General features: G+C 71.5%; 26 protein-coding genes. 14 read left to right on the top strand and 12 right to left on the bottom strand.

What is annotated here, in order from left to right:
- Window positions 1-45: 45 nt before the first annotated feature.
- The 4 genes from FF100_RS06705 (at window position 46) to FF100_RS06690 (ending at window position 3,149) form a co-directional block, all read left to right on the top strand.
- On the top strand, window positions 46-915 hold the full coding sequence (locus tag FF100_RS06705; protein ID WP_139034764.1) for an aldolase/citrate lyase family protein: 870 nt from the start codon (window positions 46-48) through the stop codon (window positions 913-915).
- Window positions 912-1,421: a dUTP diphosphatase gene (gene dut, locus FF100_RS06700; protein WP_171070070.1), complete on the top strand. Its 510-nt coding sequence runs from the start codon at window positions 912-914 to the stop codon at window positions 1,419-1,421. The genes FF100_RS06705 and dut overlap by 4 nt, the downstream gene beginning before the upstream one ends.
- An 8-nt stretch (window positions 1,422-1,429) precedes the next feature.
- Window positions 1,430-1,924, top strand: a complete 495-nt coding sequence (locus FF100_RS06695) for an RrF2 family transcriptional regulator (protein ID WP_139034763.1) — start codon at window positions 1,430-1,432, stop codon at window positions 1,922-1,924.
- A gap of 175 nt (window positions 1,925-2,099) precedes the next feature.
- On the top strand, window positions 2,100-3,149 hold the full coding sequence (locus FF100_RS06690; RefSeq protein WP_139034762.1) for an HD-GYP domain-containing protein: 1,050 nt from the start codon (window positions 2,100-2,102) through the stop codon (window positions 3,147-3,149).
- Window positions 3,150-3,170: 21 nt separating this feature from the next.
- Here FF100_RS06690 and FF100_RS06685 read toward each other — a convergent pair whose 3' ends face one another.
- Window positions 3,171-3,674 carry a DUF427 domain-containing protein gene (locus FF100_RS06685; protein ID WP_139034761.1) on the bottom strand — a complete coding sequence of 168 codons (504 nt, stop codon included), beginning with the start codon at window positions 3,672-3,674 and terminating at the stop codon, window positions 3,171-3,173.
- A 223-nt stretch (window positions 3,675-3,897) separates the two neighbouring features.
- Here FF100_RS06685 and FF100_RS06680 point away from each other — a divergent pair, with 223 nt between their 5' ends.
- On the top strand, window positions 3,898-4,590 hold the full coding sequence (locus FF100_RS06680) for a L,D-transpeptidase (RefSeq protein ID WP_139034760.1): 693 nt from the start codon (window positions 3,898-3,900) through the stop codon (window positions 4,588-4,590).
- A gap of 150 nt (window positions 4,591-4,740) precedes the next feature.
- Here FF100_RS06680 and FF100_RS38310 read toward each other — a convergent pair whose 3' ends face one another.
- The 4 genes from FF100_RS38310 to fabA form a co-directional block, all read right to left on the bottom strand.
- Window positions 4,741-4,995, bottom strand: a complete 255-nt coding sequence (locus tag FF100_RS38310) for a lysozyme inhibitor LprI family protein (protein WP_139034759.1) — start codon at window positions 4,993-4,995, stop codon at window positions 4,741-4,743.
- A gap of 150 nt (window positions 4,996-5,145) precedes the next feature.
- Window positions 5,146-5,973, bottom strand: coding sequence for an enoyl-ACP reductase FabI (fabI, locus tag FF100_RS06670; RefSeq protein WP_139034758.1), 828 nt, complete (start codon window positions 5,971-5,973; stop codon window positions 5,146-5,148).
- A 102-nt stretch (window positions 5,974-6,075) separates the two neighbouring features.
- Window positions 6,076-7,302 (bottom strand): beta-ketoacyl-ACP synthase I, encoded by a 1,227-nt coding sequence (gene fabB, locus FF100_RS06665; RefSeq protein WP_139034757.1) that lies wholly within the window; start codon window positions 7,300-7,302, stop codon window positions 6,076-6,078.
- A gap of 194 nt (window positions 7,303-7,496) precedes the next feature.
- Complete coding sequence (gene fabA, locus FF100_RS06660; RefSeq protein WP_139034756.1) at window positions 7,497-8,051, bottom strand: 3-hydroxyacyl-[acyl-carrier-protein] dehydratase FabA; 555 nt, start codon at window positions 8,049-8,051, stop codon at window positions 7,497-7,499.
- Window positions 8,052-8,286: 235 nt separating this feature from the next.
- On the opposite strand from fabA, the gene irrA reads away from it, so the two are divergent.
- Window positions 8,287-8,787: an iron response transcriptional regulator IrrA gene (gene irrA, locus FF100_RS06655; protein WP_048430708.1), complete on the top strand. Its 501-nt coding sequence runs from the start codon at window positions 8,287-8,289 to the stop codon at window positions 8,785-8,787.
- A 184-nt stretch (window positions 8,788-8,971) separates the two neighbouring features.
- On the opposite strand, the gene FF100_RS06650 is transcribed toward irrA, so the two are convergent.
- Window positions 8,972-9,628, bottom strand: coding sequence for an SH3 domain-containing protein (locus FF100_RS06650; protein ID WP_139034755.1), 657 nt, complete (start codon window positions 9,626-9,628; stop codon window positions 8,972-8,974).
- Window positions 9,629-9,925: 297 nt separating this feature from the next.
- Here FF100_RS06650 and FF100_RS06645 point away from each other — a divergent pair, with 297 nt between their 5' ends.
- Complete coding sequence (locus tag FF100_RS06645) at window positions 9,926-10,927, top strand: 2-hydroxyacid dehydrogenase (RefSeq protein ID WP_139034754.1); 1,002 nt, start codon at window positions 9,926-9,928, stop codon at window positions 10,925-10,927.
- 142 nt (window positions 10,928-11,069) lie between these two features.
- On the opposite strand, the gene FF100_RS06640 is transcribed toward FF100_RS06645, so the two are convergent.
- Together FF100_RS06640 and FF100_RS06635 are read right to left on the bottom strand one after the other, a co-directional pair.
- Window positions 11,070-11,495, bottom strand: a complete 426-nt coding sequence (locus tag FF100_RS06640) for an OsmC family protein (protein ID WP_139034753.1) — start codon at window positions 11,493-11,495, stop codon at window positions 11,070-11,072.
- Window positions 11,496-11,629: 134 nt separating this feature from the next.
- The gene (locus FF100_RS06635) at window positions 11,630-12,142 is read right to left on the bottom strand and encodes a regulatory protein RecX (protein WP_139034915.1); all 513 of its coding nucleotides are present in this window, start codon (window positions 12,140-12,142) and stop codon (window positions 11,630-11,632) included.
- 105 nt (window positions 12,143-12,247) lie between these two features.
- On the opposite strand from FF100_RS06635, the gene FF100_RS06630 reads away from it, so the two are divergent.
- Together FF100_RS06630 and FF100_RS06625 are read left to right on the top strand one after the other, a co-directional pair.
- Complete coding sequence (locus tag FF100_RS06630) at window positions 12,248-13,669, top strand: TAXI family TRAP transporter solute-binding subunit (protein WP_139034752.1); 1,422 nt, start codon at window positions 12,248-12,250, stop codon at window positions 13,667-13,669.
- A gap of 732 nt (window positions 13,670-14,401) precedes the next feature.
- On the top strand, window positions 14,402-16,498 hold the full coding sequence (locus FF100_RS06625) for a methyl-accepting chemotaxis protein (protein ID WP_171070068.1): 2,097 nt from the start codon (window positions 14,402-14,404) through the stop codon (window positions 16,496-16,498).
- A gap of 218 nt (window positions 16,499-16,716) precedes the next feature.
- Here FF100_RS06625 and FF100_RS06620 read toward each other — a convergent pair whose 3' ends face one another.
- From FF100_RS06620 to FF100_RS06610, 3 genes are all read right to left on the bottom strand, one after another.
- A complete protein-coding gene (locus tag FF100_RS06620; protein WP_139034750.1) occupies window positions 16,717-17,949 on the bottom strand; it encodes an MFS transporter in 1,233 nt (410 codons plus the stop codon).
- Window positions 17,950-18,025: 76 nt separating this feature from the next.
- Window positions 18,026-19,267 carry a KpsE/RkpR family capsule polysaccharide export protein gene (locus FF100_RS06615; RefSeq protein WP_139034749.1) on the bottom strand — a complete coding sequence of 414 codons (1,242 nt, stop codon included), beginning with the start codon at window positions 19,265-19,267 and terminating at the stop codon, window positions 18,026-18,028.
- Window positions 19,268-19,373: 106 nt separating this feature from the next.
- Window positions 19,374-20,027 (bottom strand): ABC transporter ATP-binding protein, encoded by a 654-nt coding sequence (locus tag FF100_RS06610; RefSeq protein ID WP_139034748.1) that lies wholly within the window; start codon window positions 20,025-20,027, stop codon window positions 19,374-19,376.
- 366 nt (window positions 20,028-20,393) lie between these two features.
- Between FF100_RS06610 and efeU the strand changes: the two genes are divergently transcribed.
- Genes efeU through efeB form a run of 3 tightly spaced genes read left to right on the top strand, consistent with a single transcriptional unit; the run spans window position 20,394 to window position 23,656 of the window.
- Window positions 20,394-21,239 (top strand): iron uptake transporter permease EfeU, encoded by an 846-nt coding sequence (efeU, locus tag FF100_RS06605; RefSeq protein ID WP_139034747.1) that lies wholly within the window; start codon window positions 20,394-20,396, stop codon window positions 21,237-21,239.
- Window positions 21,240-21,260: 21 nt separating this feature from the next.
- The gene (gene efeO / locus FF100_RS06600; protein ID WP_139034746.1) at window positions 21,261-22,373 is read left to right on the top strand and encodes an iron uptake system protein EfeO; all 1,113 of its coding nucleotides are present in this window, start codon (window positions 21,261-21,263) and stop codon (window positions 22,371-22,373) included.
- Window positions 22,374-22,384: 11 nt separating this feature from the next.
- On the top strand, window positions 22,385-23,656 hold the full coding sequence (efeB, locus tag FF100_RS06595) for an iron uptake transporter deferrochelatase/peroxidase subunit (protein WP_139034745.1): 1,272 nt from the start codon (window positions 22,385-22,387) through the stop codon (window positions 23,654-23,656).
- Window positions 23,657-23,854: 198 nt separating this feature from the next.
- Here efeB and FF100_RS06590 read toward each other — a convergent pair whose 3' ends face one another.
- Window positions 23,855-24,034: a hypothetical protein gene (locus FF100_RS06590; RefSeq protein ID WP_139034744.1), complete on the bottom strand. Its 180-nt coding sequence runs from the start codon at window positions 24,032-24,034 to the stop codon at window positions 23,855-23,857.
- 215 nt (window positions 24,035-24,249) lie between these two features.
- Here FF100_RS06590 and FF100_RS06585 point away from each other — a divergent pair, with 215 nt between their 5' ends.
- Window positions 24,250-24,933, top strand: a complete 684-nt coding sequence (locus tag FF100_RS06585; RefSeq protein ID WP_139034743.1) for a TetR/AcrR family transcriptional regulator — start codon at window positions 24,250-24,252, stop codon at window positions 24,931-24,933.
- Complete coding sequence (locus tag FF100_RS06580; protein ID WP_139034742.1) at window positions 24,930-26,171, top strand: efflux RND transporter periplasmic adaptor subunit; 1,242 nt, start codon at window positions 24,930-24,932, stop codon at window positions 26,169-26,171. Before FF100_RS06585 ends, FF100_RS06580 begins: the two co-directional genes overlap by 4 nt.
- Window positions 26,172-26,195 lie beyond the last annotated feature (24 nt).

Below are 26,195 nucleotides of genomic sequence, written 5' to 3'. Positions count from 1 at the left end.
TCCCCGGGGCATAGATGCGCCGCCATCCGGGGAGTCACGCGACCGATGACCGACATCCGCCCCCGCCGCAGCGCCCTCCTGGTGCCGGCCACCGCGCCCGCCCTCGCGGCGGCACGGTCCGAGCCCGCCGACGCCCTGATCCTCGATCTCGCCGATTCGCTGAAGCCCGCCGACAAGGAGGCGGGACGGACGCTGATCGCCGCCGCCCTGAAGGCGGGTGGCTTCGCCGCCGCCGAGCTGGTGGTGCGGGTCAACGGCCCCGACACGCCCTGGGGCGAGGCCGACCTCGCCGCGGTGGCGGAAGCCGGCCCCGACGCGGTGCTGGTGCCGCGCATCGAGGAGCCGGAGGATCTGGCCGGCATCGGCAGCCGCCTGCGCCGGCTCCACGCCCCGGAGCGGGTCCGGCTCTGGGCTTGCCTCGACACGCCGCTCGGCATCCTCTGCGCCGAGGCGGTGGCGAGCGCGGTGCGCGACGTCGATGCGCGGCTCGCCTGCCTCGTCGTCGATGCCGGGGCGCTCGCCCGCGAGGGGCGGCTGCCCCCGGGCGCGCCGGAGGCCGGGCCGCTGCTGGCCTGGCTCGCGACGGCGCTCGCCGCGGCCCGGGCCCACGACCTCGACGTGCTGCTCGATCCCGCCGACCGGCTCGATATCGGCCGCGCCCGCGGCCTCGGCTTCGACGGGGCGGTGGTGACCTCGCCCGCCGGCGCCCGCCGGGCCGAAGCGGCCTTCGCCCCCGACGCGGACGCGCTCGCGGCGGCCCGGACGCTGGTCGCGGCCTTCGAGGCGCCGGAGAACCGCGGCCAAGCCGGGATCGCCCATCTCGGTCGAACGGTGCTGCGGCGCGAGGCCGACGAGGCCCGCCGGCTGGTCGGGCTCGCCGAGGCGGTGGCGTCCCGCCCGGGCCGCTCCGCATGAGCGGCCGCGACGTGATGGACCTCGGGGAGGTGGGCCTCGAGGTGGCGATCAAGATCCTCGATCCCCGCCTGACGGATTGGGGGTTCCCGCGCTGGGGCTCGGCGCTCGCCGCCGGGCTCGATCTCCATGCCTGCCTCGACGAGCCCGCGATCCTGGCGCCGCAGGGCCCGCCGGTGCTGATCCCGGCCGGCTTCGCCCTCTCGATCCGCGATCCGGGCTGGTGCGCGATGATCTACCCGCGCTCCGGCCTCGGCCACCGCGACGGGCTGGTGCTCGGCAACACGGTCGGGGTGATCGACGCCGATTACGAGGGTCCGCTGATGATCTCGGCCTGGAACCGCAACCCGCCGGGGAGCACCTCCCTCACGGTGCGCCCGGGCGAACGGATCGCGCAAGCCGTGTTCACCCGGGTGGTCCGGCCCGCCCTGCGGGTGGTCGAGGCGTTTCCGCAGAGCGGTGTCGGGGCCAGGGGCGCCGGCGGCTTCGGCTCCACCGGGCGCGGCTGACCGCGCCCATGGACGCGGTCGTGCCCCATCCGGCCGGGCCGCACCGGCTCGCGGGCTCGGTGCTGGCCCCGCCGCGCCTGGCGCTGGCGCTCGCCGCGATGGTCGACATCGCGCTCCATGCGCGGCCCCAGCCGGTGAGCGCCAAGGCGCTGGCCTCCCGCCACGCCCTGCCGCCCCGGCACCTCGAGGCAGTGCTGCAGGCGCTGGTGCATCACGGCCTGCTGAAGGGCCTGCGCGGGCCGCATGGCGGCTACGAGCTCGCCCGGGAGCGCCGCCGCATCAGTGCGGGCGATGTCGCCCGGGCGGTGCTCGGTCCGGACCCGGCGGCGGAGGCCGCGTTTTCCGGCAGCGAGGTGGCGGGGATCGTCGTCGCCCCCCTGGTGGCGGAAGCCGCCGGAGCTTACCTTGCGGCGCTCGACGCGGTCACGGTCGAGGATCTCTGCGGCCGCGCGGAAGCCGCCAAGGTCGCCGGCCCCAGGGCCGGTCCGGACTTCACCATCTAAGCACTCTTCCCCCGCCGAAACTGGTATTGGGAAGGACACGATGCACCTTCAGGGTTCTGCACCGGGCCGAATCGCCGCCGTCGCGCGATCGAGGTGGTGCGGAAGCTTAATGGATGCTTCAGCAAATCGGGTTAGTTTGAGCGACCATCCGGTGCGGAAAGGACTTCCGGGGACCATGACCAACGCAGCCGATCCCGCCGTCGTGGTCGTCACGGCCCGGCCCGACCCCGGCGGGCTGACGGGGCTGTTCGCGGCGAGCGTCCCGGTCGTCGTCGTGCCGGAGGTCGAGGCGGCCCTCGCGACCCTGGCCGGGCGGGCTGCCGACCTCGTGCTGATCGAGGCCGGCCCCGGGCTCGACGCCCTCGCGCTGATTCGCGGCCTCCGTCTCAGGCCCTCCCTCGCCCATACGTCGATCCTGCTCATCGCCGCCGGCGAGCCGGCGGAGAGCCGGCGGCAGGCGCTCGAGGCCGGCGCCACCGACGTGGTGCTGCCCCCCGTCGACTTCTCGGATCTCTCCTTGCGCGGCCGCAACCTGATCGCCCTGGCCCGGGCGAAGGGCGCGGTCGAGACCCAGGCGCGGACGCTGGCCCGCGAGGTCGAGCGGGCGGCCGCGGAGAGCCAGGAGCGCGAGCGCGAGATCATCCGCCGGCTGATGCTGGCCGCCGAGTTCCGCGACGACCAGGCCGGCGACCACCTGACCCGGGTGGCGGGCTGCGTGCTCGCCATCGCCGACGGGCTCGGCCTGCCGGAGGAGGAAGGCAACGACATCGCGCTCGCCTCCACGATGCACGACATCGGCAAGATCGGCGTGGCCGACAGCATCCTGCACAAGCCCGGGCCGCTGACCGAGCCGGAGCGCTGCGAGATGATGCAGCACGCCTTGCGCGGCTACCGCATGCTGCACGACAGCCCGTCGCGCCTGCTGCGCCTCGCCGCCGAGATCGCCCTGACCCATCACGAGCGCTGGGACGGCGCCGGCTACCCGCAGGGGCTGAAGGGCACCGAGATCCCGCTGCCCGGCCGCATCACCGCCGTCGCCGACGTGTTCGACGCCCTGATCTCGGCCCGGGTCTACAAGCCCGGCTGGCCGCTGGAACGGGCGCGTCGCTTTCTCGAGGAGCAGTCCGGCGCCCATTTCGACCCGGATTGCGTCGCGGCCTTCCTGTCGCGCTGGGACGACGTCGTCGCCCTGGTCGAGGAGCGACCGGCGGACCGGGCGGCGTGAGAGCGAGGGGAGGGCGGCTGGTCACCAGCCCATCGAGCCGGGCTCGCCCTTGAACGGACCGACGATCCTGTCGGTGATCCAGCCGCCGTAGAAGCCGCCGGGTTGCGGGGTGACGCGCGCGTCGCCGACGAAGCACCCGTCCATCGGTGCGGCATAGAACGCGACGTGGCCGGCGAGCGCCGCGAACGCGTTGGTCGGCCGCGGATAGGCCCAGGCGACCCGCTCCGCCCGCCGTGTCGGGCCGGCCACGTCAAAGTAGAGCGCGCGGCCCTTCCACTCGCAGACGGACCCGCCGCCGGCCGGGACGAGGACGCCTGGGCGGATGTCGTCCGGATGCAGGTAGTAGCTCGGCGGGTGGGAGGTCTCCAGCACCCGCCAGCCCCGCACGGTGTCGGCGATGGTCACCCCGTCGAACACGACGCGCAGGCGCTCCGGCACCGGCTCCAGCCGCGGCGGCCGGGGATAGTCCCACACGCTCTCCTGCCCGGGACCGACCGGGTCGGGCCGGGGATGGCCGTACGGCATCGTCGCGCTCCTGCCTCATTGCCCGTGGATCGTCGCCACGCAGCCCGGATGTGGTGCCGCGACGGCGTGGGGTCGAGACGAACCGTCGTCGCGCCAGCGCAGGTGGCAAGCTTGAGCTTGCAAGCTGCACCGGTTGGCGGCACTTTCCGCCCGGAACGATTGTTCGACGGAGGATGCCGGGCCCCTCTCGCGTCGAACGGCACGATACGGGACGTCCGCAACCATGATCGTCGAGACCAAGACTGAAGAGGCGGGCGTGCTCGCGCCGCGTTGCGGGCACCTCCACCGCCGCTCCTTCCTGCTCGGCTCCGCCGCGAGCCTCGGTGCCCTCGGGGTGGCCGGCTGCAAGACCACCGACGGCATGAGCCTCGCCGAGGCCTCGGCGCTCTACGGCCCGGTGCCGACGGAGAAATTCCCGATCCCGGCGGTCGACCTCAGCAAGGTTGATTCGAAATACTACCGCCGCACGGTGCAATACGCCTCCAAGGAGGCGCCCGGCACGATCGTCGTCGATCCGAAGAACTACTACGTCTACCGGATCGAGGAGGGCGGCCTCGCGACCCGCTACGGCGCCAATGTCGGCCGCGACGGGTTCCGCTGGAGCGGCGACGCCTATGTCGGCCGCAAGAGCGAGTGGGCGACCTGGACCCCGCCCCCGGAGATGATCCGCCGCCAGCCGGAAGCCGCCAAGTACGCCCGCGGCATGCCCGGCGGCCTCGACAACCCGCTGGGCGCCCGCACCCTGCATCTCTACCAGAACGGCGCCTACACGCTCTACACGATCTACGCGAGCAGCGATCCCGAATCGATCGGCTCCGGGATCACCAGCGGCTGCGTCGGGCTGCTGAGCCAGGACATGATCCACCTGTACAATCAGACGCCGGTGAAGACGAAGGTGGTGGTACTGCCGGCGTAGCTCGTCTGTCCGGGCTGGTCGATCACATCCACATTTTCTCCCGTCGTCCCGGGTCCGTGGAGCGGCGCCCGGGATTGCAACCTGTCACAGGGCATGACGGGCAGCGAACGCATTATCCGGGAGAAAAATCCTCGCGCATCAGACAGGCTTTCAAATCAGAGTTCCGACAAGATTGCCGAACTGCGTATCACGGGCAGCAATCCATCGCTTCTGGCTGGCAACCAGCATGGCGTAGATCGATGGTTTCGGTACGATCTCGAGAAGCGCCGTGTAAGCCTTCCCCATAGCCGCGTCGGCTTTCAGTAATCTCGGACCGTCACAAATCGTATGATCGACATGGCTCGAAGCACGAATGTGCCGATCGTCATGCCGATGGCCGTGATCATAAGATATTTTACGACGCAATTTCCCAAAATTAACTTAGAAATCTGGGTGGTGATCTCGGCAGGAGATGCAGCGATGATGCTTCGTCGGCTACCCACGGCAGACCATACAAGAAAGCCCCCGGGCTTGCCGGGGGTTTGTGCCATGGAAACAGGTGCCCTCGATGGGCTGCTACGCGTCGGTCACGCCTGCCGCATCCTGCGCCTTCAGCACGTCCGGCCGCGGCATCGAGATGATGTTGTAGCCTGAATCGACGAAATGGACCTCGCCGGTGACGCTGCCCGAGAGCGGCGACAGCAGGTAGAGGCCCGAGCCGCCGATATCCTCCAGCGTCGCGGTGCGGCGCAAGGGCGCGTGGGCGGCCTGATGGTTGTACATCAGCCGGGCATCGGCGATGCCGGCACCGGCGAGCGTGCGGACCGGGCCGGCCGAGAGGGCGTTGACCCGGATCCCTTGCGGACCGAGATCGGCCGCGAGGTAGCGCACCGAGGCCTCCAGCGCCGCCTTGGCGAGGCCCATGACGTTGTAGTTCGGCATGACGCGGGTCGCGCCGCCGTAGGTCAGCGTCAGGAGCGCGCCGCCGGGGCGCATGCGCTTGGCCGCCCGCTGGGCCACTTCCGTGAACGAGAAGCAGGAGATCACCATCGTGCGGGAAAAATTCTCCCGGGTGGTGGCGTCGACGTAGCGGCCCTTCAGCTGCGCCTTGTCGGAGAAGCCGATGGCGTGGACGACGAAGTCGAGCCCCTCGGGCCAGGCCTCGTCGAGGGCGGCGAAGGTCGCGTCGACGCTGGCCAGATCCTCGACGTCGCAGGGGACGACGAGGGAGGAGCCGAGGGTCTGTGCCAGCGGCCCGACCCGGCGGCCGAGCGCCTCGCCCTGGTAGGTGAAGGCCAGTTCGGCACCCTGGCCCGCCAGGGCCCGGGCAATGCCCCAGGCGATGGAGTGGTCGTTCGCGACGCCCATCACGAGCCCGCGCTTGCCTGCCATCAAACCCGTCACGCCCGATCCTCCGCTGTTGTTCGGTGGACCGGGCCTTTACGCGTCGGGCCGGGTCCTGTCCACGTTCCGTGGAACAGGGCCCTTGGCTCCAGGTCCCTCGGATCAGGCGTCGACGTGCTTGAGCACCAGCGTGGCGTTGGTGCCGCCGAAGCCGAACGAGTTGCTGAGCACGTGGCCGAGCTGTGCGTCGTCCTTGCGGGCGCGCAGGATCGGCATGTCGGCGAAGGCCGGATCGAGCTCGTCGATATGCGCGCTCTCGCAGATGAAGCCGTTGTTCATCATCAGGAGCGAGTAGATCGCCTCCTGCACGCCGGTGGCGCCGAGCGAATGGCCGGTCAGCGACTTGGTGGCGGCGATCGGCGGGCAATTGTCGCCGGTGCCGAACACCTCGCGGATGGCCTCGATCTCCTTGTCGTCGCCGACGGGGGTCGAGGTGGCGTGCGGATTGATGTAGTCGATCTTCGCACCCTTCAGGCCCTCGATCGCCTGGCGCATGCAGCGCACCGCGCCCTCGCCGGACGGGGCCACCATGTCGTGGCCGTCGGACGTGGCGCCGTAGCCCGCGACCTCGCCGTAGATCCGCGCGCCGCGGGCACGGGCATGCTCCAGTTCCTCGAGCACCAGCACGCCGGCGCCGCCGGCGATCACGAAGCCGTCGCGAGCCTTGTCGTAGGCGCGCGAGGCCCGGGCCGGGGTCTCGTTGTACTTCGAGGACATGGCGCCCATCGCGTCGAACAGGACCGACAGGGTCCAGTCCAGCTCCTCGCAGCCGCCGGCGAAGATGATGTCCTGGCGCCCGCCCTGGATGATCTCGGCGGCGTTGCCGATGCAGTGGTTCGAGGTCGCGCAGGCCGACGAGATCGAGTAGTTCACGCCCCGGATCTTGAACCAGGTCGCGAGCGTGGCGGACGCCGTCGAGGACATCGCCTTCGGCACCGCGAAGGGCCCGACGCGCTTCGGCCCCTTGGCGCGGGCGATGTCGGCGGCTTCCACCAGGGCGCGGGTCGACGGACCGCCGGAGCCCATGATGATGCCGGTGCGCTCGTGCGAGATTTCGGCCTGTTCCAGCCCCGCGTCGCGGATCGCCTGCTCCATCGCGACGTGGTTCCAGGCGGTGCCGCCGCCGTGGAAGCGCATCGCGCGGCGGTCGACCACCTCCTCGGCGTTGAGGGTCGGCGCGCCCTGGACCTGGCTGCGGAAGCCGTGGGCCGCGAAGTCCTCGGCGCGGACGATGCCGGACCGCGCCTCGCGCAGCGACGCCAGCACCTCCTGGGTGGAATTGCCGATGGACGAGACGATGCCCATCCCGGTGATTGCCACACGCCTCATGATCGTCGGAACCCTCCGGAGCGGCGCCACGGACAAGCCCGTCGACGCCCGCGGGCGGCCGTTGGCCCGCGGGTGTCACCTAGGCGCACCGCGCACTAATCTCAACCGCCCATCCGGGGAAAGGGTCCGGGCGATCCGTTCGACCGGCTGCCGACGGGTCAGCCGGACTGGCCCCGTCGCCGGGGCGGTCGGCGTCAGCCGCCGGCGGGGGAAGCGGCCTGGAACAGCCCGACGCGCAGGTCCTGCGCCTCGTAGATGCGGCGGCCGTCGGCCTCGAGCCAGCCATCGGCGATGCCGAGCACCAGGCGGCCCTGGCGCACCCGCTTCAGGTCGACGCCGTACACCACCTTCTTGACGCTCGGCAGCACCTGGTCGCTGAACTTGACCTCGCCGACGCCGAGCGCCCGGCCGCGGCCCGGCGAGCCGAGCCAGCCGAGATGGAAGCCGACCATCTGCCACAGGGCGTCGAGGCCGAGGCAGCCCGGCATCACGGGATCGCCCTGGAAGTGGCAGGGAAAGAACCAGAGGTCGGGCCGCACGTCGAGCTCGGCCACGACGTGGCCCTTGCCGAAGGCGCCGCCGTCGCGGCCGATCGAGGTGATGCGGTCGAACATCAGCATCGGCGGCAGCGGCAGCTGGGCGTTGCCGACGCCGAACATCTCGCCGCGGCCGCAGGCCAGCAGGTCCTCGTAGGAGAAATGCGAGGGCCGGCTCGGGGCGTCGGGGGCGGAGGTCTGGTCGGCGGACATGTCGGGGGCGATTTCCTCGTGCGGGATGCCGCTGACGCTCCGGCAAGGAGGCGGGCCGCGGCGGGTGGCGCCTCGTTAACACAGGGCCCGGGACTGTTCAAAGCCGGGCGAAGGCCCTAGTCTGTAACGCTTCTGATCTGCGCCGGAACGGCCGTGGTCGGGTTGCGGGGCCGGGGCGGGACGCCTATAACGGCGAGTATCATTGTCGCCGTCTAACGAGTCGATAGTTCCGCTGATGAACGATCTGTCGCCCCTGCGCGCCGTCCTCGGCGCCCGCGTCCCGGCCCTCGAGACCGGCGCCGCCGGCCAGCGGCGCGGCTGCCCGCTCTCGGAGCTGCGCGACCGCCTGCGCCGCGCCGGCCTGCGTCCGACCCGCCAGCGCCTCTCCCTCGGCTGGCTGCTGTTCGGCAAGGGCGACCGTCACCTGACCGCCGAAATGCTCTACGACGAGGCGATGCGGGCCAAGGTCCCGGTGTCCCTCGCCACCGTCTACAACACCCTGCACCAGTTCACCGAGGCCGGCCTGCTGCGCCAGCTCGCGCTGGACGGGTCCAAAGCCTATTTCGACACCAACCCGAGCGAGCACCACCACTTCTTCCTGGAAGAGGAGGGCCAGGTGCTCGACATGCCGGATTGCGGCATCACCGTCGACTCGCTGCCCCAGGCCCCCGAGGGCATGGAGATCGCCGGCGTCGAGGTGATCGTGCGCCTGCGCCGCCGCACCGGCCGAGCCTGATCCGAGCCGCGGCACGGGGTTTCGAGAGGGCCGCGCTCCCAGGGGGGCGCGGCCCTTTTCGCGTCTCCTACCCTCGCGCCTTCCCATCGCCCCGTCGATGCGAAGGCGTCCGGCGCATCGGCGCCGACGCCCGTTCGGGCTTGCCTTGCACCTTCGCACGAGGGCGTTCGAAGGGGCGGCGCTATCAGTCCACCTTCTCGTCCGGATAGACGCCCCAGAGCCGGTCCTGGCGCATGTAGCCGTCGACGTCGCCGCGCTTCTGCGGCAGCGCCACGACGAGGCGGCACCAGGTCTTGTCGCAGGATTTCACGCTGCCGATCACCCCGGCCTGGAGCTGGGCGACCACGCCGCTCCCCGCGTCGGCCCGGTCGTAGAGCGGCACCGGCGCGCCCTTGTCGGCGCCGCGATTGAGCACCACGGCGGTGCGCCGGCCCGAGAGCAGCGAGTGCAGCACCCAGCCCTCCGTGCCCTCGGAATCGCGGATGCGGCGCCAGGTCTCGTACTCGGCGATGATCTCGACCGGCAGGCCGGCGCGCTGGAACACCCACAGGGTGCGGTGGTCCTTGGACGGCCCCTCGCGCAGGTTCACCCGGTCGGTCTTCAGGCTGACGTAGCGCGGCAGCGGCAGCTTTGTCGCCGGGCCGATCGTGACCCCGATCTCGCCGGCGGGGGAATTGGCGGCGGGGGCCGGCGGCGCGGCGGCGGCCGGGCTCGCCAGGGCGCCGAGGATCAGCGCCGCGACGCCGGTGTGGCGGCACAGGGCGGCGATCGGTCGAGGCGTGGCGCGGGCAAGGCGTTGGGCTGCCAACGCGAGCCTGCCGAACGGGTGCGGATGGCGCATCGGCGGTCGGTCTCCCATCCCGCGGCGGCGGCCGCGGCGCGGATTGTCTTCCGGTCGGCCTCTGCTAGAGAGGCCCGCAAGGGAATACCCGGTGAAGGCACGGGTACGCCCCGGAGGATCGTCGTCCGGCTCGTATCGCCGGACCATGGTTAACGGAGCGTATCGGCGCCTGTGGCTCACACCAAGGCGGGGCTTTCCGCCGGGTCGCCGCGTCGCCTATCGTGGCGCAGAGCGTCGTATCGCGTGTCACGCAGGGACCGGCCGGACGCCGTGTCGCCCGCGGGCGAGGGAGGGATCATGTCGTTGAAGCGCAAGCCGCTCGTGGTGGTCACCCGGCGCCTGCCGGACGTCGTGGAGACGCGGATGCGCGAATTGTTCGACGCGCGTCTCAACCACGAGGATGCGCCGCTCACCGGCGGCGCCCTGGCGCAGGCCCTGCAGGAGGCCGACGTGCTGGTGCCGACGGTTACCGACGAGATCGACGCCTCGCTCCTCGCCCAGGCCGGGCCGAACCTGCGACTGATCGCCAATTTCGGCAACGGCGTCGACCACATCGACGTCGGGGTGGCGCTCCAGCGCGGCATCACGGTCACCAACACGCCGGGCGTGCTGACCGAGGACACCGCCGACATGACGATGGCGCTGATCCTCTCGGTGGCGCGCCGGGTCACCGAGGGGGCCCGGATCATCCCGGACGATGCCTGGAGCGGCGGCTGGTCGCCGACCTGGATGCTCGGCCGCCGCATCACCGGCAAGCGCCTCGGCATCGTCGGCATGGGCCGCATCGGCCAGGCGCTGGCACGGCGCGCCAAGGCCTTCGGCCTGTCGATCCACTACCACAACCGCCGCCGGGTCGCCGCCAAGATCGAGAGCGACCTCGAGGCGACCTACTGGGAATCCCTCGACCAGATGCTGGCGCGGGTCGACATCGTGTCGGTCAACTGCCCGCATACCCCGGCGACCTACCACCTGCTCTCGGCCCGGCGCCTGAAGCTGCTCAAGCCCGAGGCGGTGGTGGTCAATACCGCCCGCGGCGAGGTGATCGACGAGACCGCGCTCGCCCGCCTGATCGAGGTCGGCGACATCGCGGGCGCCGGGCTCGACGTGTTCGAGCAGGAGCCGGCGGTGAGCCCGCGCCTCGTCAAGCTCGCCCGGGCCGGCAAGGTCGTGCTGCTGCCTCACATGGGCTCGGCGACGCATGAGAGCCGCGTCGACATGGGCGAGAAGGTCATCATCAACATCAAGACCTTCCTCGACGGCCACCGGCCGCCGGACCGGATCCTGCCCAGCATGCTGTGAGGCGAGGGCCCGGACTTGCCCGGTCTCCGGTTGCGTCCCCGCCATCGTCGCTCCGGGACCGCGCAGCGGAGCCCGGAGCGATGCGGACGGCGTCATCGCAGGATGCGCCCGGCCTCTGCTCCGGTCGGGCGCTCCCTGCTCCTTACGCCTGAAGCGTCGCCTTCAGGCTGATCTTGGCGTTCAGCACCTTCGAGACCGGGCAGTTCTTCTCGGCGACCCCGGCAAGCTCGTCGAACTTCGCCTGGTCGATGCCCGGGATCTTCGCCGTGAGGGTGAGGGCAGAGGCCGTGATGGTGAAGCCGTCGCCGTCCTTCTCCAGGCTCACCACGGCTTCCGTGCGCAGCTCGTCGGCGGTGAAGCCGGCGCCCTGGAGCTGGAAGGCCAGCGCCATGGTGAAGCAGCCGGCATGCGCCGCCGCGATCAGCTCCTCGGGGTTGGTGCCCGGCTCGTTCTCGAAGCGGGTGTTGAACCCGTAGGGGTTCGCGGACAGCACGCCGGACTGGGTGGTCAGCTGACCCTTGCCGTCCTTGCCGCTGCCCTGCCACACGGCGTTCGCCTTGCGGTTCATGCTCGTCTCCCGTGGATCGGGGCCGGGACCATGCCGGCCTCGCGCTCGGCGGCGCCGCCATGGCGCCCGCTCGCCGCCACAGGTAGGTCAGCGCGCCGCCAAATCACCCTCGGCCGATCAACCCTCGGGACGGATCATCCGTCGGGACGGTCGTCCTCCGTCTCCGCATCGACGACCCGGCGGGCGAGGGTGAGGGAGAACCCCGCCCGTGCCATCGCGGCAAGATCGCGCTCCCGCGCGGCGGCGCGCGCGCCCGGCTGACGGAACGGCCCGAGCCGGCGGCGCTTGGCGTAGGCGCGGGCGGCCTCGTCCTCGTCCCCCGCATCTCCCTCGGCGAGCGCCGCCCCGACGGTGTCGCGGTCGACCCCCTTGGCGGCGAGCTTGGCGCCGATCGCCCGGGCCGAGCCGCCGCGCCGGCGCAACGAGCGCACCTTGGCGGCCGCGAAGGCGGCATCGTCGACGAGGCCGGCGCCGAGCGCCCGGGCGATCACCGCCTCGACCATCTCCGAGAAATCCTCCGGCGCCTCGCCGCGCAGGCGGCAGCGGGTCTCGACCCGGCGCTTCAGCACCCGGCGCAGCATCTCGGCCGAGGCGCCGTAGCGTTCCAGGTAGTAGAGGGCCGCGCGCTCGAGATAGGCCGGCGTGATCGGCCGCGCCGCCCTCAAACCGCCATCGCGGCCGGGTTCATCGGCCCCGTCCCGGAGCGCCGCCGTCCCGGCGGGGGCGTCCGCCCCGGGCCCGTGCGAGGGGTGATGCCGGCGTTTCTCCACAAGCGTGAATCCTTCTTCCTCCTGGTGGCCCTCGCCCTCGGGGCGGTGGCCGGCGGGGTGCTCTACCTGTCGCGGCCGACCACCCTGCGGGTGGCGGTGGGCCCGCGGGACCGCGTCGAGTCGCACCTGATCCAGGCCTATGCCGACGCGCTCGCCCGCGCTCGCGAGGATATACGCCTCGAGGTCGTGCACTACGACGACGTGCGCGACAGCGCCGCGGCCCTGCAGAGCGGCCGGGCCGACCTCGCCGTGGTGCGGCCCGACGTGCGCCTGCCCGAGAACGGGCTGACCCTGGCGGTGCTGCACGACGAGGCCCTGGTGGTGGCGGCTCCCCCGGATGCCGGCATCCAGGCTTTCCCCGATCTCGCCGGCAAGCGGCTCGGCCTCGTCGCCCATCACGGTGCCGACCAGCCGCTGGTCGCGAGCCTGCTCGCCTATTACGCCCTGACGCCAGCGCCGGCGGGCGCCGCGCCGGCCCCGGCCGATCCCGGTGGCGCAGGGCCCGCCGGCGCCGGCAGCGTCGCCCTGGTGCCGATGCGGGCCTCCGAGGTGGCCGCGGCGCTCGCCGAGCACCGGATCGACGCCGCCGCGGTGATCGCCGCGCCTTCCGACAAATCCGCCGCCCGGGTGGTGCAGGCGGTCGAGGCGGCCTCGGCCAGCCACGGCGCGACGATCGTCGCCATTCCGGACGGCGAGGCGATCGTGCAACGCCTGCCCGAATTGCAGGCCGTCACCATCGCGGCCGGCACCTTCGGCGGACGCCCGAAGCGGCCGGACGAGGACGTGAAGACGGTCGGCGCGTCCTACCGGCTGATGGCCCGCGCCTCCCTGAGCCGCGACACCGCCGCGAGCGTGACCCAGCACCTGTTCGAGCTGCGCTCGCGCCTCGCCGCGATGACGCCGACCGCCAACCTGATGAAGGCGCCCGACTTCGACAGCGCCGCCGAGGCGACGAGCGCCCGCCTGCCGATCCATCCCGGGGCGGTCGACTATTACGAGCGCGAGCAGCAGACCTTCCTGCAGCGCTACGAGGATTGGGTCTACCTGGTGGCGTTCTTCGGCGGCGGCCTCGGCTCGGCGGTGGCATGGCTCGGCCAGCGCCTCGCCCGCGAGCAGCGCGCCCGCGTCGACGCCGTCCTCGACCGGCTGCTGGCGATCCTGATCGAGGCGCGGGCGACGCAGGATCCGGCCGCCCTCGAGGCGCTCGCGGTGGAGATCGACGGCCTCGTCATCGACGTCGTGCGCCATGCCCGCGCCCACGATACCGACGTCCGCACGATGAGCGCGCTGATCCTGGCGGTCGATGCCGCCCGCGCCGCGGTGGCCGAGTGCCGGCGGGACGGGGCGCCGCTGCGCGAGCGGGTGGGGCGGGTGCTGTCGCTGCATCCGGCCAGCGGAGCTTGAAGACCGAGGATCCGGCGCCGGCCGGAGTGAGCGGGGATCGCCGACGGCCGGGACCGGCGGTCCGACGCCGGGCGACCCGAGACCGGCTCCCGGCGCCGCGCGGTCATGGCCGTCCTCCGACCGTCGCGCTCCGGTGCGCGCGAGGGTCCGGCTCGCAGCGGTCGATGAGGCGGGCGGCCGGCGCAGGTCCCCACGGATCGCCGGGGACCGGATCCAGACCTTCGCTTCCCCTCGACCATGGTCCGGCGAGGCGGATCCCGGTTCGTTTGAGAATACTGCAGCATCAGAGACCTGGAGCGGCGCCGGATGGCAACGCGATCGGGCGCTGCCCTGGAATGAGGGGACGCCCGTCTTTCCATCGCGATGGAGCCGGCAAGCAGGAAGGCCAGGCCGCGCGGTCGGCCCCCAAGATGGTCCCGCGCTGATCCCGGCCGCAGACGGCATACGTCGCGTCGGCCGCCGTTATCCGGGGATGCTCCACCAGGGAATGCTCGGACGGCGCGAGCTTGCCCCCCGACGCGGCGCCCGATCGTCTCCCCATGCGGGGGTCAGGGCCGATTCGGCGACGGTTGGGGCTTGCACCAGAAGCTGTATCTATTCGTGACATCTTCGCGTTCTGCATTTTTTAAGGGTTGGTTAGTTTACGTGTGAGTATATTCGAGAGCCGAATCCTGTCCCTGCATGCACCTCGCGATCAGCGCTTGCATTGACTTCTTATCGAGGAACCCAGACATGCGTACGCTGATCCTGTCTGTTCGAGGCAGCCTGTTCCTCATCGTCGGGTTCCTGGGCCTCGCCCTCATCGCCGATTTGGCGGTGCGTGCCTGGAGCGCCTGGGAGGTCGTGACCACCGCGGATATCGCCAAACGGGATGCCGCCGCGGACAAGGCTGTCCTGAATGCGTTGCAGGCGCTGCGGTTCGAGCGCACCAACAGCCTTGCCGCCCTGCGCGTGGATAGCAGCGGCATGCAGGCGGCCCGTCAGAAGCTCGCGCAGATGCGGTCGGACCTCGACTCGGCGATGCGGGAGATCGATGGGCAAGCCTCCGGGTTCGTGGAAGCAAGGCTCGCCACGACGGCGACCGCGGTACGGTCGGAGTATCGCGCGCTCATCACATTGCGTTCCGCGCTCGACGACGCATTCGGCAAGGTGGACGGTCGAGATGCCACGCTGGCCGATCGCTGGGCGAAGCAGGCGGACCAGACACTCGTCACGCTCGCCAGCCTCTCGACCGCCCTCGGAGACAGGATCAAGCGGCTCACGTCGGAAACACGAGCGCTCGTCAACATCAAGAACTCCGCGTGGCATGCCCGCTCCACGGTCGGATCGGCCTATGCCATCCTCACGCAAGCCGTCGCCCAGCGCAGGCCGCTAACGGCGCCCGAGGTGGAGGCCGTCGCGGGCGAGCTCGGCAAAGCCGATGCCCATTGGGCATCCGTTCAGGCCGAAGCCCATCGGTCGGGGATCACGGATGCAATCCGGCAGAATATTGCCACCGCGCAGGCGGCCATGTTCTCGGACGAGAACGCCAGGTTCAGGCAGTCGATCCGCGACGGCCTGGTCAGTGGACACCTCCCGGTTTCGCTGATGGAGTTTCAGGCCGATAACGGCGTGCGGCAACGCACGATCCTGACCGTCGCGACGAGCGCGATGGATCAGGTGGTGGCCGTGACGGAGAGTGCGGTCGCGCGGGCGAGGCGGGAGATGATGGTGATGTCCGCCGTCATCCTCGCCGCCTTGATCGTCTCCCTGGGCGGCTTGGCCGTCACGCTGTTCCGCGTGACCAGGCCGCTGACCGCCATGCAGGGTGCGATGTCCAGGCTCAGCCATGGAGATCTCGCTGTGCTCGTGCCGGAGCTGGGTCGGCGCGACGAGATCGGCGCGATGGCGGGCGCCGTCCAGGGCTTCAAGGACAGCCTGATCCGCATGAAGGCTCTCGAAACCGAGACGGCCCTCGCTCGCGCCTCCGCGGAAGAACAGCGCCGCGCCGGCATGCGCCAGATGGCAGAGGCTTTCGAACGGAGCGTCGGCGGCATCGTCGACCAGGTCTCGGCGTCGTCTTCCGCGCTCCAGGCCACCGCCCAGACCATGACCACCACCGCGACGCGGACCGCGACCCAGTCCGGCGCCGTGGCGACGGCGGCCGAGCAGGCGTCCTCGAATGTCGACGCCGTGGCGGTGGCGGCCGAGGAGCTCGGCGCCTCGGTGCGGGAGATCGGACGTCAGGTCGATGGTTCGGCACGCCTCGCCGGTGCCGCCGTGGCCGAAGCCGGGCACACCGCCGGGCATGTCCGTGCGTTGACGGAGGCCACCGCCCGCATCGGCGACGTGGTCGAGCTGATTTCCTCGATCGCCGCGCAGACCAACCTGCTGGCGCTCAATGCCACCATCGAGGCGGCGCGGGCCGGCGCCGCCGGCCGCGGCTTCGCGGTGGTCGCCGCCGAGGTCAAGGAACTGGCCGGCCAAACCGCGAAGGCCACCGAGGAGATCACGAGCCAGATCGCGGCGATCCAGGCCACCACCGGTCAGACGGCAACCGCGATCGGCACGATCGCGGCGCGGATCGAGGAGATCTCCGGGGTGGCGACCTCGATCGCCACGGCGGTGGAGGAGCAGGACGCGGCGACGCAGGAAATCGTCCGCAACATCGCCCAGGCCGCCGCCGGCACCGGCGAGGTGACGGGCAACATCGCCGGCGTGGCGGGCGCGGCGGAGGAGACCGGTGCGGCGGCGCGACAGGTCCTCACCTCGGCCTCGGAACTGTCGCGTCAATCTCAGCACCTCGGTGCGGAAGTGTCCCGGTTCCTCGCCACCGTGCGCGCCGCCTGAACCGATCCGTCGCCTGCGCGCGAGACACCGACGCTCCCCGTGAACGTCCGCTTCCGCTCCTTCTGTGAGCGGAAGCGGATTTGGCCGGGTCAGCCGGCGTCGATGCCAGAGCCGCTACCGGGGCAGCGGATGACCGCCTCGTCGGAGACAATGATGCAGGGTGGAGGACCGAGCGCGCGGTCCGATTGCAGGTCGATCGGGCGGCGCCAGGCCGGTGCCTATTTCAGAGTGACGAGATGGTCCCGCCGCCGCAGGGCCGGGAAGAGCCGGCCCCACAGGGCCGCCACCGCCAGCGTTGCCACGCCGCCGACCACCACCGCCGGCACCGCTCCGATGAAGGCCGCGAGCGTACCGGATTCGAATTCGCCGAGCTCGTTCGAGGCGCCGATGAACACGGTGTTGACCGCCGCGACCCGGCCGCGCATCGCGTCGGGGGTCTCGCCCTGCACGAGGCTCTGGCGCACGTAGACGCTGACCATGTCGGCGGCTCCGGTGACGAACAGGCACGCCATCGACAGGGGCAGGGAGGTCGAGAGGCCGAAGCCCACCGTGGCGAGGCCGAACACCCCGACGGCGATCAGGAGCCGCGGGCCGACCTGCCGGGTGAGGGGACGCTGCGCGAGGAAGATCGCCGTCGCGACCGAGCCGAGGGCCGGCATGCTGCGCAGGAGCCCGAGGCCGAGCGGGCCGACGAACAGCACCTCCTGGGCGAAGATCGGCAGCAAGGCGGTGGCGCCGCCGAGCAGCACCGCCACGAGGTCGAGGGTGATGGCACCGAGCACCACCGGCTGCGAACGGATGTAGGTGAGGCCGGCGAGCAAGGTGGACCAGGTCACGGCCGGCCGGGTGGTGACGGCGGCGGGCCGCGGCCGGATCCGGATGATGCTGATCGCCGCGAGCCCGAAACAGGCGGCCGCGAGGCCGAACACCACCGCCGGCCCGAGGGCGTAGAGCAGGCCGCCGAAGGCCGGACCGGTGACCGAGGCGCTCTGCCACAAGGAGGCATTGAGCGCGATGGCGCTGCCGAATTGCTCGCGCGGGACGAGCGTCGGCAGCAGCGCCTGGCTCGCCGGGTTGGCGAAGGCGCGGGCGGTGCCGACCAGCACCATCAGGGCGTAGACCGGCCAGACCGGTGCGGCGTGGGACGCCGCGAGCCCCATCAGGCCGAGGCCGGCGAGCGCCAGGAGCCCGTAGGCGAGCGCCGCGATCCGGCGCCGGTCGTAGGTGTCGGCGACGTGGCCCGTGACCAGCGCCCCGAGCATCGCCGGCGCGAAGCTCGCGAGGCCGACGAAGCCCAGCGCCAGGGCGCTGCGGGTGAGGTCGTAGACGAACCAGCCCACCGCCACCGCCTGCATCTGATAGGCGAGGCCGGTGAGGAAGCGGGCACCGCCGAAGAGCCGGAAGTCGCGGTTGCGAAAGAGCGTCCAGCCGGACGGGGCAGGGGAGAGCATGGTCGGTCCGTGCCCCGCCGGACCGGTGTGGCGGGGTGCTGGAGGAGGCGCCCGCCGGGCGGCGGGCGGAAGCGGCTCAGGCGAGCGCCTTGCGAATCAGCACCGAGAGCCCGAAGGCCAGGGCCGAGAAGGCGATCGAGAGCGTGATGAACAGCATCCGCCGCGGCTGCTGGGCCGATTCCGCCCGCACCGGTTCGACGATCATGCTGAAGAACTCGATCTGCCGGTCGGCGATCATCCGCGAGCGCTCCCGCGCGGCGATGGTCGCGGCGTAGTACTTCTCGGCGGTCTTGCGCTCGGCATCGAGCTCCTCGAACTTGGTCAGCGTGGCCGAGAGCACCCGGCGCTGCTCCGGATCCTGGTTGGCCGCCTCTCGCTCGATGCGCGCGATGGTGTCGTCGAGCTGCGCGATCTGCGCCTTCAGGTCCTGGACGCTACGGCTGTCGTCGCGCAGGTCGCGCTGGAGCAGGCTGAGCTTCACCGCGAGCCCGATCCGCTGGGTGCGGATCTCGGCGACCATCTTCAGGTTGGTGTCGTTGCTCTTCTGGGCATCGAGCACGCCGTCGCGGTTGCGCAGGTCGCGCACCGCGAGGTGAAGCTTGGTCAGCCGCGCCTCGGCGCGCTTCATCTCGCGCTCGCTCTCGGCCAGGGCGTCGGTGCGGGCCCGCTCCGTGAGCTGGTTCACCAGCCGCTCGCTCTCGGCCAGGATCGCCCGGCTCAGCTTCAGCGAGTCTTCGGGATCGAAGGCGTTGACCGTGACCTCGATCAGGCCCGACGATTCGACACTCGTCTTGACCCGTTCGCCCCAGTAGCGGACCAGCTTCTCGATCGGCTTCTCCGGATCGAAGCGGGAATACCGGTCGATGTCGTCGCGCGAGAACATCTGGCGCAGCGGCAGCGAGCGCTCCAGCGTCTCGACCATCGTACGACTCTTGATGTACTCGCCGACGATCATCGAATCCTGGGCGATCATCTGGGCCGGGATGCTCGACGTCGTGCCGACCGAATCGGGCGCCGCCTTCTCGGCCCCGCCGATCGCCGGCCGCAGGGCGAAGCGCGCCTCGGTGACGTAGCGGTCCGAAAGATAGAGGCCGAAGAAGACGGTGCTGCCGATCGCCGGGATGACGAACAGGAACAGGCACAGGAGCGGCGTGACGAGGTCCCGGCGGCGATGCGCCCGGATCGTCCGGATGGTGGTCTTGCTCGGGTTCGAGAAGCGCGAGACCCGCGCCGCCTGCCGCAGGGCCTCGCCGATCATCCGGGAGCGGTCGGCGGGGCTGAGCGCCTTGCCTTCCGGATTGCGGGCGTCGATCGTCATGACGGGAGATTCCGGCTGCGGGCGGGGCCGGGGCGCGGGGGGCGCCGGCCGGCGAGGAACACGGGTGGACCGAGGACGGAGGGAGCGGGGCGGCTCGGCGCCGCGCTCACTGGTTGAGGCGCTGGTAGACTTCGATCGCGTCGTTGATGTCCGGATAGATCACCGCGCGGCCGTTCGCCAGCACGATCCCCTGCTGGGCGTAATCCCGGATCGTCTCCATGGAGTGTGAGCACATGATGATGTCGGCGTTCTCCCGCCGCTTGCTCCACACCTCCTCGCAGCGCTTGGCGAAGCGGGCGTCGCCGACGCCGGTGATCTCGTCGACGATGTAGCAGTCGAACGGGATCGCCATGCTCATGCCGAAGGCGAGCCGGGCGCCCATGCCGGAGGAGTAGTTGCGGATCGGCACGTTCATGTAATCGCCGAGCTCGGCGAAGTCCTCCACGAAGGCCAATACCCGGCGCGGGTCCTCGCCGTGGATGCGGGCGACGAAGATCACGTTCTCTCGACCCGTCATCATCGGGTGGAACCCGCCGCCGAAGCCGAGGGGCCAGGAGATCCGGGTGGTACGGATCACGCGCCCCCTGGTCGGCAGCTCGCAGCCGGCCAGGAGCCGCAACGTGGTCGACTTGCCGGCGCCGTTGATCCCCAGGATGCCGTAGCTCACCCCGGGCTTCAGGGTCAGCGACGCCTGGTCGAGGATGGTGCGGCGGTATCCGTCCGTCTTGTAGATCTTGGTAACGTTGTCGAGGCGGATCATCGGCGGGAAAGCACGCTCGAAAGGGGTGCGTCCGCCGTCCGGGCGGGCGACGGGCGGGCTTGTGTCAGCCTGTCCGATCATGCGCCGAGCCGGCATCCGCACGGTTAACGAGGCCGGCCGCGGCGGCCGGCAAGCTCTTCCTTGGGCGGCAAAAGCGGCGAATCTGAGAAGCCGGCCCGTCCGGCGCCGGCCGGCCGCGTCCCCCCGCCTCCGGCGGCCGGCCACCAGATTAGACTTATTTCAAGTTCAATAATATACAGACAAGAAACAAAATTTACACTCAAGATACAAAGTAGTCGTCGGCTTTGATTTCGCGGGATTTTGGGTTAGAGACCGGCCTCTTCGATCGCACCCGGAAAGACGCCCGTGCTGATTGCGTTCCTGATCATGCTACGCGAGGGAATCGAGGCGGCGCTGATCGTCGGCATCATCGCCGGCTACCTGGTCCAGACCGGGCGGCGGGCCTGGATGCCGGCGGTCTGGGGCGGCGTCGTGCTGGCGGCCGTCCTGTGCCTGGCGCTGGGTCTCGGGCTGCAGGCGATCGGCGCCGAGTTCCCGCAGAAGCAGCAGGAAATGGCCGAGGGCGTGATCGCGCTGCTGGCCGCCGGCATGCTGTGCACGATGGTGTTCTGGATGCGCAAGGCCGCCCGCTCGGTACGGGCCGAGCTGCACGGCGCCGTCGACCACGCGCTCGGCCGCGGCGGGAATGGCAGAGGCCGGGGCGGGCTCGCGCTCGCCGCGATGGCCTTCCTGGCGGTCGGCCGCGAGGGGCTCGAATCGGTGTTCTTCCTCCTCGCCACGGTGCAGCAGGATGTCGGCTGGGGCGTTCCGGTCGGGGCGGGGCTCGGCATCGCGCTCTCGGTCGTCATCGGCATCGCGCTCGCCAAGGGCGCGGTCCGCATCGACCTGCGCCGCTTCTTCCGCTGGACCGGGGTGTTCATCCTTTTCGTGACCGCCGGACTGCTCGCCAGCGCGCTGAAGGCCTTCCACGAGGCCGGCCTCTGGAACCACCTCCAGGCCACCGCCTTCGATCTCGGCCCCATCCTGCCCGCCGACACGGTGCTCGGCACGCTCCTCACCGGCATCTTCGGCTACCAGGAAGCACCGGCCTGGGGCGAGGTGCTGGTCTATCTCGGCTTCCTGGTCCCGGCCCTATGGGCCTTCCTGGCCGGCGCCCGGCCGGCCCCCGCCGCCCAGCCGCATCACGCCTGATCCCCCGCTAGGACACTTTCGATGACCGCCCGCCGGCCGGCCGCTCTCGCCGTTCTCCTCCTCGTCGCCGTGCCCGCCCGGGCGCAGGCGCCCGAGCCCGTCGCCGTCACGGTGACCGACAAGGGCTGCGAGCCCGCCGCGCTCACGGTCCCGGCCGGCAAATCGGTGTTCAAGATCAGCAACAAGAGCCGGCGCGTGCTGGAATGGGAGATCCTCCAGGGCACGATGATCGTCGAGGAGCGGGAGAACATCATCCCGGGCTTCGTGCAGTCGCTGTCGGCGACCCTGCAGCCGGGAACCTACGCGATGACCTGCGGGCTGCTCAGCAACCCGAGGGGCACGCTGACGGTGACGGCGGCCACGACGGCGGCGGCCGGCGCTCCCGACCCGATGGCGCTCGTCGGCCCGCTCGCCGCCTACAAGCTCTACGTGATGGCCGAGGTCGAGGCGTTCCAGATGCAGACCGCCGCCTTCGCGGATGCCGTGAAGGCCGGCAGGATCGCACAGGCCAAGGCGCTCTATCCGGCGGCGCGCCGCCACTACGAGCGCATCGAGCCGGTGGCGTCCCTGTTCAACGACCTCGACAAGAGCATGGACGTCCGCGCCGACGACTTCGAGACCAAGGAGGCCGATCCGGGCTTCATCGGCTTCCACCGCATCGAGAAAGGGCTCTGGGTCGACAACAGCACCGACGGCCTCGGGCCGCACGCCGACCGGCTCGTCGCCGACGCCACCGAGCTGAAACGGCGCATCGCCGACCTCACCATCCCGCCGGCCAAGATGGTCGGGGGTGCGGCCGGCCTGATCGAGGAGGTCGCCGCGACCAAGATCTCCGGCGAGGAAGACCGCTACAGCCGCACCGACCTGTGGGACTTCCACGCCAACATCGAGGGCGCGCGCAAGATCTTCGACCTCTTGCGCCCGCTGGTGGCGCCCCGCGATCCCGATCTCGTCGCCCGCACCGAGAAGAACTTTTCGCGGGTGGACGCGCTGCTGGCGAAGTACCGGACCGAGGAGGGCGGCTTCACCCCCTACGACCATCTGAGCGACCGTGATCGCACCGCCCTGAAAGGCCCGATCACCGTGCTGGCCGAGGATCTCTCGACCCTGCGCGCCAAGCTCGGCCTGGATTGAGGCACCCCGCCATGGCCCGGTTTCCCACGGCGTCCTGCCCGTTCTCGACCTCCCGCCGCGCCCTGCTGCGGGGCTTGGCCGCCGGCACCGGTGCGGCGGCGCTCGGGCCGGCTCCAGCCCGCGCCGCCGACGCGACGCCCTCCGCGGCGAGCGACGGCACCCTCGACCGTCAGCCGTTCCACGGTCCGCACCAGGCCGGCATCGTCACGCCGCAGCCGGCCGCGGCCTTGGTCGTCGCCCTCGACGTGCTGGCCGAGGATCGCGGCGAGCTCGCCACGCTGCTGCGCCTCCTGACCGAGCGCCTCGCCTTCCTGGCCGAGGGCGGGCCGGTGCCGCCCCTCGATCCGCGTCTGCCGCCGGCGGATTCCGGCATCCTCGGGCCGCAGGTCCTGCCCGACAACTTCACCGCCACGCTCAGCGTCGGTGCCAGCCTGTTCGACGACCGCTACGGCCTGGCAGGCGCCAAGCCCCGCCATTTGCGGCCGATGGACCGCTTCCCGAACGATTCCCTCGACGGCAAGCTTTGCCATGGCGACCTGCTGCTGCAATTCTGCGCCAACACCGCCGAGACCAACCTGCACGCCCTGCGCGACGTGATCCGCCACACCCCGGGCCTCGTCTCCCCCCGCTGGAAACGCGAGGGCATGCTGCCGCCGCAGGTGGTCAAGCGCCCGGGCAAGGACACGGTGCGCAACTTCCTCGGCTTCAAGGACGGCACCGCCAATCTCGATGCGAGCGACGCGGACCTGATGCGGCGCCAGGTCTGGGTGCCGCCCGGCGGGCCCGAGCCGGCCTGGGCGGCGGGCGGCTCCTACCAGGTGGTACGGATCATCCGGAACTTCGTCGAGCGCTGGGACCGCACGCCGTTGCGCGAGCAGGAGCGGATCGTCGGCCGCCACAAGGACAGCGGGGCGCCGCTGGGGGAGACCGCCGAGCACGCCCTGCCGGATTACGCCTCCGACCCGGCCGGCTCGCGCACGCCGATGGACGCCCATATCCGCCTTGCCAACCCACGCAGGCCGGACACCGCCGCCAGCCTGATCCTGCGCCGCGGCTACAACTACTCAGCGGGGATCACCGCGTCGGGCCAGCTCGACATGGGCCTGCTCTTCATCTGCTACCAGTCCGACCTCGATGCCGGATTCGTGACGGTGCAGAACCGGCTCAACGGCGAGCCGCTCGAGGAATACATCAAGCCGGTGGGGGGCGGTTATTTCTACGCCCTGCCGGGGGTGCCGGAGCCGAATGGCTTTCTGGGGCAAAGTCTGCTGGTCGGGGCGTGAGCGCGGAGCGGGCGGTCGGCGCGAGACCCGCCCCTGCCCGGGGACGCCCCCTGAGGACGGCCCCCATCGTCATCCCGGGTCGGCGCGCGAGAACGGCACGTCACCGTTTCTTAACCATGCCGCTCCCACCATCCGGGCATGAAAAAGCCGGGGCGGACCCCGGCTCTCCGTCGGTGCCGATCGGTCGAGGGCCGCGGCTCAGCCGAGATTGAGCCGGTCGACCTGGGTGCCCGCGCCGCGCAGCGATTCCGGGATCGCCGAGAAGTCGGAATAGCCCGCCTCACGCGCCATCGCGTCGAGGGCCTGCTGCTCGTTCTCGGCGCCGCCGGTCCAGAGAATCGCGCCGGTCGCGGCCTGCCTGACCTGGAAGATGGCCATGAAACACGTCCTCCCGCTAAAGCCTTAATCCGGTCCTCTAACGCACGCCGGTCGGCGGAAGTTGCGACGGATCGAAGGGTGCAGGAAGTCCTCACTTGGGGGGATGGGCCCGGAACGGACGGCCCCTTGGCATAACAAGGTCTTGGCGATCGTAGCCTCCCGGTGTAGAGAATGAACGTTCATTCTCATGGCGCCCCCCAGGAAGGCGATTCCGCGTGCCGCCCAGCCCGACCCCCGCCCGCCTCGATTCGACCGAGGAGCGCCGCACCCGCATCCTCGATGCGGCGGAGGCCTGCTTCGTCCGCCACGGCTTCCACCGCGCCACGATGAGCGACGTCGCCGTGGAGGCCGGCATGAGCCCGGGCAACCTCTACCGCTACTTCCCGTCGAAGGACGCGATCGTCGCCGGCCTCGCCGAGCGCGACCGTGCGGCCGTGGCCGAGGACTTCTCGGGCATCGAGGCCGCCCCGGATCTGATGCAGGCCTTCGCGGCCCTGGCGCGGCGCCACCTCGCCGAGGCGCCGGCCGAGAAGGCGGTGCTCTGCCTCGAGATGTGGGCCGAGGCGACCCGCAACCCCGCCATGGCGGCCATCTGCCGCGACTTCGAACGCGAGATCGCGGCCCGGCTCTCGGGCCTCTACCGCCAGGCCCAGACGCGGGCCGAGGCGTCGGCGCCCGGGACCGACCCGGAGGCGCTCGCCCGCCTCGCCATGGTGATGGCCGACGGCATCATGGTGCGACGTGCCCTCTCGCCCGATTTCGCCCCCGGCCCGGTCATCGACGCCATGCTGACCCTGATCGGTGCGGCGCTCGACGGCCGCTTCGACCCCACCGGCGCCACTCCGGCCGGCGCCCACCCCGCCGGCCTCTCGTCGTCCAACCCGGAACCCGCCCGATGACCCGCCCCCGTCACCTCGCCGGATTCCTGGCTGGCTCTCTCGCCGTCCTCGCCGCCGCGACCGCGCCGGGCCAACCGGGCTCCGCCCATGCCGCCGAGACCGTGCCCTCGGCCGGTCCCGTGGTCGCGACCGCGCCGGCCCCGGCCGTCACCGTCGCGGTGGCGGCCGAGCGCGAGATCGTCGAGCGCGCCGTCGTCACCGGCACCCTGGTGCCGCGCGACGAGATCCTGGTCTCGCCGGAGATCGAGGGAAGCCGCATCACCGAATTGCTGGTCGAGGAGGGCGACCGCGTCGCCAAGGGCGCGGTGCTGGCGCGGCTGTCGCGCGAGATGATCGACACCCAGCTCGCCCAGAACGCCGCCGCCATCGCGCGGGCCGAGGGCGCGGTGGCGCAGGCCCGCAGCACCATCGTGCAGGCCGAGGCCGCGCAGGTCGAGGCGTCGCTGTCGCTGGAGCGCGCCCGGTCGCTGGCAAAGACCGGCAACGCCACCGCGGCGGTGCTGGAGCAGCGCGAATCGACCGCGAAGGGCGCGGACGGCAAGCTGTCGGCCGCCCGCAACGGCCTCGCCATCGCGCAGGCCGATCTCGCCCAGGCCCGCGCCCAGCGCACCGAGCTCGACCTGAAGCTCGCCCGCACCGAGATCCGGGCGCCGGAGGGCGGCATCGTCAGCCGCCGCACCGCCCGGGTCGGCGCCACCGCGACCGCCACCGCCGAGCCGCTGTTCCGGCTGATCGCCCGCGGCGAGATCGAACTCGAGGGCGAGGTGCCGGAAACCGGCCTGACGCGCCTGCGCGCCGGCGCCCCCGCGAGCCTCGATCTCGACACGCCGGACGGGCCGGTGACGGTGTCCGGCAAGGTGCGGGTGGTCTATCCGGAGATCGACCGGGCGACGCGGCTGGGCAAGGTCCGGATCAAGCTCGACGCCGATCCGCGCCTGCGCATCGGAGCCTTCGCCCGCGGCGCCGTCGAGGCGGCGCGCCGCACCGGCGTCGCCGTCCCCCTGGCCTCGGTGGTCTACGGGCCGTCCGGCCCGACCGTCCTGGTGGTCACCGGCGACCGGGTCGAGGCGCGCTCGATCCGCACCGGCCTCTCGGCCGGCGGCTTCATCGAGGCCCGCGACGGGGTCAGGGCCGGGGAGGCGGTGGTGGCACGCGCCGGCAGCTTCCTGCGCGACGGCGACCGGGTCCGCCCGATCTACCCCGCCATGCCCGCCACCGCCGAAGCCGGCCGGCCCTGACGACACCGATTCTCCTGATCCTCT

It is taken from the genome of Methylobacterium terricola (genome assembly GCF_006151805.1).
Classification (GTDB): domain Bacteria; phylum Pseudomonadota; class Alphaproteobacteria; order Rhizobiales; family Beijerinckiaceae; genus Methylobacterium; species Methylobacterium terricola.
The sequence above is the reverse complement of the archived record's forward strand: the minus strand, read 5'-3'. Positions and strand labels throughout refer to the sequence as shown.

Excerpts from the sequence above, each read along its gene's own strand:
- FF100_RS06705 (WP_139034764.1), top strand. The coding sequence starts at position 46 with ATGACCGACATCCGCCCCCGCCGCAGCGCCCTCCTGGTGCCGGCCACC.
- dut (WP_171070070.1), top strand. The coding sequence starts at position 912 with ATGAGCGGCCGCGACGTGATGGACCTCGGGGAGGTGGGCCTCGAGGTG.
- FF100_RS06695 (WP_139034763.1), top strand. The coding sequence starts at position 1,430 with ATGGACGCGGTCGTGCCCCATCCGGCCGGGCCGCACCGGCTCGCGGGC.
- FF100_RS06690 (WP_139034762.1), top strand. The coding sequence starts at position 2,100 with ATGACCAACGCAGCCGATCCCGCCGTCGTGGTCGTCACGGCCCGGCCC.
- FF100_RS06685 (WP_139034761.1), bottom strand. The coding sequence starts at position 3,674 with ATGCCGTACGGCCATCCCCGGCCCGACCCGGTCGGTCCCGGGCAGGAG.
- FF100_RS06680 (WP_139034760.1), top strand. The coding sequence starts at position 3,898 with ATGATCGTCGAGACCAAGACTGAAGAGGCGGGCGTGCTCGCGCCGCGT.
- fabB (WP_139034757.1), bottom strand. The coding sequence starts at position 7,302 with ATGAGGCGTGTGGCAATCACCGGGATGGGCATCGTCTCGTCCATCGGC.
- fabA (WP_139034756.1), bottom strand. The coding sequence starts at position 8,051 with ATGTCCGCCGACCAGACCTCCGCCCCCGACGCCCCGAGCCGGCCCTCG.
- irrA (WP_048430708.1), top strand. The coding sequence starts at position 8,287 with ATGAACGATCTGTCGCCCCTGCGCGCCGTCCTCGGCGCCCGCGTCCCG.
- FF100_RS06650 (WP_139034755.1), bottom strand. The coding sequence starts at position 9,628 with ATGCGCCATCCGCACCCGTTCGGCAGGCTCGCGTTGGCAGCCCAACGC.
- FF100_RS06645 (WP_139034754.1), top strand. The coding sequence starts at position 9,926 with ATGTCGTTGAAGCGCAAGCCGCTCGTGGTGGTCACCCGGCGCCTGCCG.
- FF100_RS06640 (WP_139034753.1), bottom strand. The coding sequence starts at position 11,495 with ATGAACCGCAAGGCGAACGCCGTGTGGCAGGGCAGCGGCAAGGACGGC.
- FF100_RS06630 (WP_139034752.1), top strand. The coding sequence starts at position 12,248 with ATGCCGGCGTTTCTCCACAAGCGTGAATCCTTCTTCCTCCTGGTGGCC.
- FF100_RS06625 (WP_171070068.1), top strand. The coding sequence starts at position 14,402 with ATGCGTACGCTGATCCTGTCTGTTCGAGGCAGCCTGTTCCTCATCGTC.
- FF100_RS06620 (WP_139034750.1), bottom strand. The coding sequence starts at position 17,949 with ATGCTCTCCCCTGCCCCGTCCGGCTGGACGCTCTTTCGCAACCGCGAC.
- FF100_RS06615 (WP_139034749.1), bottom strand. The coding sequence starts at position 19,267 with ATGACGATCGACGCCCGCAATCCGGAAGGCAAGGCGCTCAGCCCCGCC.
- FF100_RS06610 (WP_139034748.1), bottom strand. The coding sequence starts at position 20,027 with ATGATCCGCCTCGACAACGTTACCAAGATCTACAAGACGGACGGATAC.
- efeO (WP_139034746.1), top strand. The coding sequence starts at position 21,261 with ATGACCGCCCGCCGGCCGGCCGCTCTCGCCGTTCTCCTCCTCGTCGCC.
- efeB (WP_139034745.1), top strand. The coding sequence starts at position 22,385 with ATGGCCCGGTTTCCCACGGCGTCCTGCCCGTTCTCGACCTCCCGCCGC.
- FF100_RS06590 (WP_139034744.1), bottom strand. The coding sequence starts at position 24,034 with ATGGCCATCTTCCAGGTCAGGCAGGCCGCGACCGGCGCGATTCTCTGG.
- FF100_RS06580 (WP_139034742.1), top strand. The coding sequence starts at position 24,930 with ATGACCCGCCCCCGTCACCTCGCCGGATTCCTGGCTGGCTCTCTCGCC.